Origin of the sequence: Pseudomonas sp. GM33, from assembly GCF_000282295.1 — a bacterium.
Lineage (GTDB): Bacteria > Pseudomonadota > Gammaproteobacteria > Pseudomonadales > Pseudomonadaceae > Aquipseudomonas > Aquipseudomonas laurylsulfatiphila.
Window position 1 is genome coordinate 1 of record NZ_AKJO01000046.1, and the last position, 5,773, is coordinate 5,773.

Consider the following 5,773-nt stretch of genomic DNA (forward strand, 5'->3'; position numbering starts at 1 on the left):
GGAAAAGCCAGTGGACATCGGCGGTTACTACCACGCCGACGCCGAGCTGATCAGCAAGGCCATGCGTCCAAGCGCAACCTTCAACGCAGCGGTTGCAGCGTTGGTTTAAGGTTGTAAGGAAGCACCACCAACCCCGGCCATGTGCCGGGGTTTGTGTTTTCTGGCCGTCACACAATTTACCGGTGACACACGGACCAATGTGGGAGCGGGCTTGCTCGCGAAAGCGGTTTATCATTCAACACCTTCATTGACTGACCCACCGCTTTCGCGAGCAAGCCCGCTCCCACAGGGACCGCATTTCAACTTCGAGGAGATCTCATGGACTGGAAACCCCACATCACCGTCGCCACCATCGTCGAAGACAACGGCCGCTTCCTGATGGTCGAAGAACTCAAGCACGGTCGCGTGGTGCTCAACCAGCCCGCCGGGCATCTCGATCCGAACGAAACCCTGACCGAAGCCGCCGTGCGCGAAACCCTCGAGGAAACCGGCTGGGACGTCGAACCGACCGGCGTACTGGGCATTTACCTCTACACCGCCCCGAGCAACGGCGTGACCTACCAGCGAGTGTGCTTCATCGCCAAAGCACTGAAACACCACCCCGATTATCAACTGGACGACGGCATAGTCGGCGCCAAGTGGTTGACCCGCGAAGAATTAATGGCACAACGCGACAACTGGCGCAGCGAGCTGATCATGCGCTGCATCGATGACTATCTGGCAGGCATTCACTTCGGCCTTGCATTGATCCGTCCTTCTCTTTAGCCATGCAGGCTCCGGCCTGTTAGAATCGCGTCCTTTTTCAAGACACTCATTGAATCCCTATGCGTGATCCAGCCCCTTCTGACACACAAAAGAAGCGCGTCATTGTCGGCATGTCCGGCGGCGTGGACTCTTCCGTTTCCGCCCTCCTGCTGATCGAGCAGGGTTATGAGGTGGAAGGCCTGTTCATGAAGAACTGGGAAGAAGACGATGGAACCGAATACTGCACCGCCATGGATGACTTGGCGGACGCCCAGGCCGTGTGCGACAAGATCGGCATCAAGCTGCACACCGCCAACTTCGCCGCCGAGTACTGGGACAACGTGTTCGAGCATTTCCTGGCCGAATACAAGGCCGGACGCACGCCGAACCCGGACATCCTGTGCAACCGCGAAATCAAGTTCAAGGCGTTCCTCGACTACGCCATGATGCTTGGCGCCGACCTGATCGCCACCGGCCACTACGTGCGTCGCCGCGACATCGATGGCCGCACCGAACTGCTCAAGGGCCTGGACCCGAACAAGGACCAGAGCTACTTCCTGCACGCCGTCGGCGGCGAACAGATCGCCAAGACCCTGTTCCCGGTCGGCGAACTGGAAAAACCGCAAGTGCGCGCTATTGCCGAAAAATACGAGCTGGCGACCGCGAAGAAGAAGGACTCCACCGGGATCTGCTTTATCGGCGAGCGCCGTTTCAGCGACTTCCTCAAACAGTACCTGCCGGCACAACCGGGCGAAATCAAGACCACCGAAGGTGAAATCATCGGCCGTCATCATGGCCTGATGTATCACACCATCGGCCAGCGTCAGGGCCTGGGCATCGGCGGCCTGAAAGACGCCAGTGACGAACCGTGGTACGTGTTGATCAAGGACCTGGAGCACAACGAGCTGATCGTTGGCCAGGGCAATGACCACCCGTGGCTGTTTTCCCGCGCCCTGCTCGCTTCCGATATCTACTGGGTCAACCCGATCGACCTGAGCCAGCCACGCAAGCTGACCGCCAAGGTTCGTTATCGTCAGAGCGACCAGCCCTGCACCCTGGAAAAAACCGCCACCGGTTATCGCGCGACGTTCGATGATCCGCAACGCGCGGTGACCCCAGGCCAGTCCGTGGTGTTCTATGACGGTGAAATCTGCCTCGGCGGTGGTGTGATTGAAGTAGCCGAGCCGTGGACGAGCAAGGGCCAGGCCCTATGAACCCGATTCAGGAGCAACTGACAGCACTGGGCGGCGTGTTTCTCGCCGCCGTGCTGGTGGACAGGATTGCCAAGAGCGGCCAGACAAACGAGGCCGGCCTGAGCTGCATGCTCGGCAGCCTGCTGATCCGCGACCCCAAGGACACCCTGGAAGTCTATGGCGGCGATGACATCAACCTGCGTGAAGGCTATCGCGCCCTGATCGGCGCCCTCGAGCGCGATCCGAGCGCCCTGCAGCGCGAGCCGCTGCGCTATGCCCTGGCCATGCTCGGTCTTGAGCGCCAACTGGCAAAACGTGGCGACATGCTCGAGGTGATCGGCAAGCGTTTGCCGCAGATTCAGTCCCAGGTCGAACACTTCGGCCCAGCCCACGAAAATGTGATCGCCGCCTGCGGCGCGCTGTACCAGGACACGCTGAGCACCCTGCGCCAACGCATCCAGGTGCACGGCGACATGCGCAACCTGCAACAACCGAGCAACGCCTCGAAAATTCGCGCCCTGCTGCTGGCCGGCATCCGTTCTGCACGCCTGTGGCGGCAATTGGGCGGTCATCGCTGGCAGCTGGTGATCAGCCGTCGCAAATTGCTCAAAGAGCTTTACCCCTTGATGCGTAACGAATAACCCGCATCGACAGAACAGAACTTAGCAATACGCGTAATACGCCGGTCAGTTGGCGACGGACCGGCGGATTTTTTCATGTATGATACGCGCCCCATTTCGTTGCCCGACTGTCCGAGAACACCCCATGCAGCTCTCTTCGCTCACTGCGGTTTCCCCTGTTGACGGCCGCTACGCCGGCAAAACCCAGGCCCTGCGCCCAATTTTCAGCGAGTACGGCCTGATCCGTGCCCGCGTTCTGGTTGAAGTGCGCTGGCTTCAGCGCCTGGCCGCTCACCCTGCCATCAGCGAAGTGCCGGCGTTCTCCGCCGAAGCCAACGCTGTGCTCAACACCCTGGCGGAAAACTTCTCTCTGGAGCACGCCGAGCGCGTCAAAGAGATCGAGCGCACCACCAACCACGACGTCAAGGCCATCGAGTACCTGCTCAAAGAGCAAGCGGCCAAGCTGCCGGAACTGGCCAAGGTCAGCGAGTTCATCCACTTTGCCTGCACCAGCGAGGACATCAACAACCTGTCCCACGCCCTGATGCTGCGCGAAGGCCGTGATGACGTGATGCTGCCGCTGATGCGCCAGACCGCCAACGCCATCCGCGAACTGGCCATCCGCTTCGCCGACGTGCCGATGCTGTCGCGCACCCACGGTCAACCGGCCTCGCCGACCACCCTGGGCAAAGAACTGGCGAACGTGGTTTACCGCCTGGAGCGCCAGATCGCTCAAGTCGCTGCCGTTCCGCTGCTGGGCAAGATCAACGGCGCTGTCGGCAACTACAACGCCCACCTGTCGGCCTACCCCGAGATCGACTGGGAAGCCAATGCCCGCGCCTTCATCGAAGACGAACTGGGCCTGGGCTTCAACCCGTACACCACGCAGATCGAACCGCACGACTACATTGCCGAGCTGTTCGACGCGATCGCTCGCTTCAACACCATCCTGATCGACTTCGACCGCGACATCTGGGGCTACATCTCCCTGGGTTACTTCAAACAGCGCACCATCGCTGGCGAAATCGGTTCGTCGACCATGCCGCACAAGGTCAACCCGATCGACTTCGAAAACTCCGAAGGCAACCTGGGCATCGCCAACGCACTGTTCCAGCACCTGGCGAGCAAGCTGCCGATCTCCCGCTGGCAGCGCGACCTGACCGACTCCACCGTACTGCGCAACCTCGGCGTCGGCTTCGCCCACAGCGTGATCGCGTACGAAGCCAGCCTCAAGGGCATCAGCAAGCTTGAGCTCAACGAGCAGAAGATCGCCGCCGACCTGGACGCTTGCTGGGAAGTATTGGCCGAGCCGATCCAGACCGTGATGCGTCGCTACAACATCGAAAACCCGTACGAAAAACTGAAAGAACTGACCCGCGGCAAGGGCATCAGCCCTGAAGCGCTGCAGACCTTCATCGACGGCCTGGACATGCCAGCCGCCGCCAAGGCCGAGCTGAAACTGCTCACCCCGGCGAACTACATCGGCAACGCTGTAGAGCAAGCCAAACGCATCTGATCGATCGCTAGACCCTTTGAAGACGCCCGGCCGCGCCGGGCGTTTTTATTCCCGTCTGAAAAGTGCATTTTTTCAATAGGTTACACATGAATCCTGATATTCCTCTTCAACTTCTGGGCGGCATCACGGCACGGGAATTCCTGCGCGATTACTGGCAGAAAAAGCCGCTGCTGATCCGCCAGGCGATTCCTGATTTCGAAAGCCCGATCGACGCCGACGAACTGGCCGGCCTGGCGCTGGAAGAAGAAGTCGAATCGCGCCTGATCATCGAGAATGGCGAGCGTCCATGGGAACTGCGTCGCGGCCCGTTCGCCGAAGATGAATTCAGCAAGCTGCCTGAGCGTGACTGGACCCTGCTGGTTCAGGCCGTGGATCAGTTCGTCCCGGAAGTCAGCGAACTGCTGGAGAACTTCCGTTTCCTGCCGAGCTGGCGCATCGACGACGTGATGATCAGCTACGCCGCGCCAGGCGGCAGCGTGGGTCCGCACTTCGACAACTACGACGTGTTCCTGCTGCAAGGCCACGGCAAGCGCAACTGGAAGATCGGCCAGATGTGCAACACCGAGAGCCCGATGCTGGCCCACGCCGACCTGCGCATCCTCTCCGAATTCGAAGCCACCGATGAATGGGTGCTGGAACCGGGCGACATGCTCTACCTGCCGCCGCGCCTGGCCCATTGTGGCGTCGCTGTGGATGACTGCATGACCTACTCGGTGGGCTTCCGCGCGCCGAGCGCCGCTGAAGTGCTGACCCACTTCACCGACTTCCTCAGCCAGTTCCTGTCGGACGAAGAACGCTACACCGACGCCGACGCCTTGCCGACTGCCGACCCTCACCAGATCCAGCGCGATGCACTCGATCGCCTCAAAGGCCTGCTGGCCGAGCACATGAGCGACGAGCGCCTGCTGCTGACCTGGTTCGGCCAGTTCATGACCGAGCCACGCTACCCGGAACTGGTGGTGGGTCCGGAAGACGTCGAAGAAGAGGACTTCATGTCCGCCCTGGAGCAAGGCGCGATCCTGATTCGCAACCCGAGCGCGCGCCTGGCATGGTCCGAAGTCGATGACGACCTGCTGCTGTTCGCCAGCGGCCAGAGCCGTTACCTGCCGGGCAAACTGCGCGAACTGCTGAAGATGATCTGCGCCGCCGACGCCCTGCACGCCGACAACCTCGGCGAATGGCTGAGCGATGAAGACGGCCGCGGCCTGCTGTGCGAACTGGTCAAGCAAGGAAGCCTGGGGTTTGCCGATGAATAAGATTCACGTACGTGTCGCAGACTGGCAAAAGGACAACGCCGAGATCCGGCGCATTCGTGAAGCGGTGTTCGTCGCCGAGCAATCCGTTCCGCCAGAACTGGAATGGGACGCCGATGACATTGATGCCGTGCACTTCCTCGCTTACGAAGGCGACTTTCCGATTGGTACCGCGCGCCTGCTGCCCGATGGACATGTCGGCCGGGTATCGGTACTCAAGGACTGGCGCGGGCTGAAAGTCGGCGATGCGCTGATGCAAGCGGTCATCGGCGAAGCCGAAGAGCGCGGACTCAAGCAGCAGATGCTCAGCGCCCAGGTACAAGCCACGGCGTTCTATGAGCGCCTGGGGTTCCACATGGTCAGTGAGGAGTTCCTGGAAGCCGGGATTCCGCATGTGGACATGGTCCGGCACAGTTAAACCTTCTCCTGTAGATACCGTCTTGAACC

Annotated in this window: 7 protein-coding genes; all 7 read left to right on the forward strand. The window is 60.8% G+C overall.

The features are described from left to right. Nucleotides 1–109 (forward strand): NADP-dependent isocitrate dehydrogenase (locus PMI26_RS32260; protein ID WP_007972082.1); only part of this gene is annotated, 109 nt, incomplete at its 5' end. 209 nt (nucleotides 110–318) lie between these two features. After that, entirely contained in the window at nucleotides 319–765 is a 447-nt protein-coding gene (locus PMI26_RS22245; RefSeq protein WP_007972084.1) for an NUDIX hydrolase, read from the forward strand. A 59-nt stretch (nucleotides 766–824) separates the two neighbouring features. Continuing rightward, nucleotides 825–1,958, forward strand: a complete 1,134-nt coding sequence (gene mnmA, locus PMI26_RS22240) for a tRNA 2-thiouridine(34) synthase MnmA (RefSeq protein ID WP_007972086.1) — start codon at nucleotides 825–827, stop codon at nucleotides 1,956–1,958. After that, the gene (gene hflD, locus PMI26_RS22235; protein WP_007972088.1) at nucleotides 1,955–2,578 is read left to right on the forward strand and encodes a high frequency lysogenization protein HflD; all 624 of its coding nucleotides are present in this window, start codon (nucleotides 1,955–1,957) and stop codon (nucleotides 2,576–2,578) included. Before mnmA ends, hflD begins: the two co-directional genes overlap by 4 nt. Before the next feature lie 124 nt (nucleotides 2,579–2,702). Continuing rightward, nucleotides 2,703–4,073, forward strand: coding sequence for an adenylosuccinate lyase (purB, locus tag PMI26_RS22230; RefSeq protein ID WP_007972090.1), 1,371 nt, complete (start codon nucleotides 2,703–2,705; stop codon nucleotides 4,071–4,073). An 86-nt stretch (nucleotides 4,074–4,159) separates the two neighbouring features. Next, nucleotides 4,160–5,329, forward strand: coding sequence for a ribosomal protein uL16 3-hydroxylase (locus PMI26_RS22225; RefSeq protein WP_007972092.1), 1,170 nt, complete (start codon nucleotides 4,160–4,162; stop codon nucleotides 5,327–5,329). After that, on the forward strand, nucleotides 5,322–5,744 hold the full coding sequence (locus PMI26_RS22220) for a GNAT family N-acetyltransferase (protein ID WP_033047574.1): 423 nt from the start codon (nucleotides 5,322–5,324) through the stop codon (nucleotides 5,742–5,744). The genes PMI26_RS22225 and PMI26_RS22220 overlap by 8 nt, the downstream gene beginning before the upstream one ends. The last annotated feature ends 29 nt before the right edge of the window (nucleotides 5,745–5,773 follow it).

Coding starts and splice junctions, on each gene's coding strand:
- PMI26_RS22245 (WP_007972084.1), top strand. CDS start 319: ATGGACTGGAAACCCCACATCACCGTCGCCACCATCGTCGAAGACAAC.
- mnmA (WP_007972086.1), top strand. CDS start 825: ATGCGTGATCCAGCCCCTTCTGACACACAAAAGAAGCGCGTCATTGTC.
- hflD (WP_007972088.1), top strand. CDS start 1,955: ATGAACCCGATTCAGGAGCAACTGACAGCACTGGGCGGCGTGTTTCTC.
- purB (WP_007972090.1), top strand. CDS start 2,703: ATGCAGCTCTCTTCGCTCACTGCGGTTTCCCCTGTTGACGGCCGCTAC.
- PMI26_RS22225 (WP_007972092.1), top strand. CDS start 4,160: ATGAATCCTGATATTCCTCTTCAACTTCTGGGCGGCATCACGGCACGG.
- PMI26_RS22220 (WP_033047574.1), top strand. CDS start 5,322: ATGAATAAGATTCACGTACGTGTCGCAGACTGGCAAAAGGACAACGCC.